This is a genomic window from Mycobacterium innocens, assembly GCF_900566055.1.
Taxonomy (GTDB): domain Bacteria; phylum Actinomycetota; class Actinomycetes; order Mycobacteriales; family Mycobacteriaceae; genus Mycobacterium; species Mycobacterium innocens.
Genome location: NZ_UPHQ01000342.1, coordinates 1 through 1,742, shown reverse-complemented (window position 1 = coordinate 1,742; position 1,742 = coordinate 1). Strand labels below are relative to the sequence as shown.

General features: G+C 63.7%; 2 protein-coding genes. One reads left to right on the top strand and one right to left on the bottom strand.

All coding sequences use genetic code 11. The features are described 5' to 3' along the window. Positions 1 to 321 precede the first annotated feature (321 nt). Positions 322 to 1,338: a hypothetical protein gene (locus EET03_RS29600; RefSeq protein ID WP_075542784.1), complete on the top strand. Its 1,017-nt coding sequence runs from the start codon at positions 322 to 324 to the stop codon at positions 1,336 to 1,338. Positions 1,339 to 1,485: 147 nt separating this feature from the next. Here EET03_RS29600 and EET03_RS30640 read toward each other — a convergent pair. Further along, the coding region (locus EET03_RS30640) for a hypothetical protein (protein ID WP_208649169.1) at positions 1,486 to 1,742 on the bottom strand (257 nt) is incomplete at its 5' end.

Sequence of the window (1,742 nt, the reverse complement as noted above, 5' to 3'; positions counted from 1 at the left end):
CACGGCCGAGGCCACCGACCGCGGCGCCGACCCACCACCGCTACGCAAGACCGCCACCGCCTACCGGCACGCCTTCACCGACCTCACCCGACGCGCCCGCCTGCCCACCTGAACAGCCGACAGCACCCCGACCCCGCCATGGAAAGGCACCGATTCGAACACCCATCGAACAACACTTGACTCAGGATTTGCGGCTTCGCCGCTTGAGCTCACTAACGTGGTTATAATTATTTGGGTTGATGGCAGACCTACGGCCGGCGCCCCGCAGCCGCCGCGGCGCACGCGAGAAGTACGAATCAAGACGATCGAAAGGTGTTGCCGGTGAGTACAGTTGTCACGTTGGGCGACTTAGGGTTCGCCACGTCGGTAGCGTGCTATGAGCCTCAGCTCGCGATGCACCGTCCCACAGAGCGACCGTTCGGTTTGACCGAGCAGTCGTGGTACATCTATGGCGGCTGGCGAGATGAGTCTGGGGCCTTGCACGCCATCGAGCGCAAATTTTGCGGTCCGATGACCGCAGGGCTGTGGCTGATGAACACTCGCTCCGGCCAGGCCAGGTTGGCGCCGGAGTCGTTGCAGACCGTTCGTGGCGAAGTCAGACGTGAATTTTCCGGGGCTGAGCATCGCATGCACGGATCGTTGCTCGGTAAGGCCGGCGGCGCGCCGGAGGAGGGGCTGGACCTGCGGTTGACCCCGGGTGCCCTTGCCTGGCGTGAGGGCCAGATCTTGGAGCTGCAAGGGGACCTGGCGGGCCCTGGCATCCAGATCGGCGCTCTCGACCACGAAAACCCGTTCTTCTACACCAGCGAGTTGTACATAGCCTCAGGAACCGTCTTGGGCGAGAAGGTGCAGGGCTTCGTTTTCATCGATCACGGCTACTGGCCGCACGGCTTTGACTGGAAGGAGTGGCGAATTTTCAACGGCGCGCAGCTCTCCTGGACGGCGTTCGCGACGGAGTTCGAAAATGGCGAGGTCGAATGGGGCCAGCTTGCGATCGGACGTGGCGGTTTCAACTTTGCCGCAGTAGCTGATCGGCAGGGTCCAGTGGTTATGGATGTCGGCACCGACGGTGGCGTGGACCCAGACCCGGAAGATTGGGCGCAGCGGATTGGCTACCGATCCCACGACGGGCGAACATGGGTGTTCTCCATGGAGCCGGGCGGTCAGTTGTCACAGTTCTCCGCTGCCCGTTGGGGCGGCTACCGCGCACAGGCGGGGCACGTCGCCCGGGTGGGCGAGGACCGCCCCGTCAAGGTGGCGTTCGCTTGGGGCGAGAGTTTCATGGAACGCTTCCGCGAGGAGGGCATCGGCTCAGTGGACGCACTGCTCGGCAGGTAGGTCGCGTCGTCAACAACCTCGCCCTGTACGCGCTGACCGCCGCGTTCGCCGCCGATCACGCATCGTCGACGAGAAAGCAGCACGTATCGCCATTGCCGAAACCGCTGCGGGCTGAACCTAATCCGTGTCAACGCGCCTAACACCGCGTCAGTCCGACAGCAGCGCCGTCAGCACACTCACCACGGCCCTCACAGCACGCGGAGCGAGGGGTCTCATCACCTGATCCTCGTCAACCTCGATGACGCCATCATCGTCATCCCGAGCGACGCGCAACTGGGTGTGATCACCTGAGTTGGCCCCAGTTGGGTCGGTTTTCTTCATGAATTTTGGCTCCATCTGGGGCGGTGATCCGCTGCGCGGTGGGGTCAGCGTGTCGTCACGAATATTGGGCCCCACCCGGGATG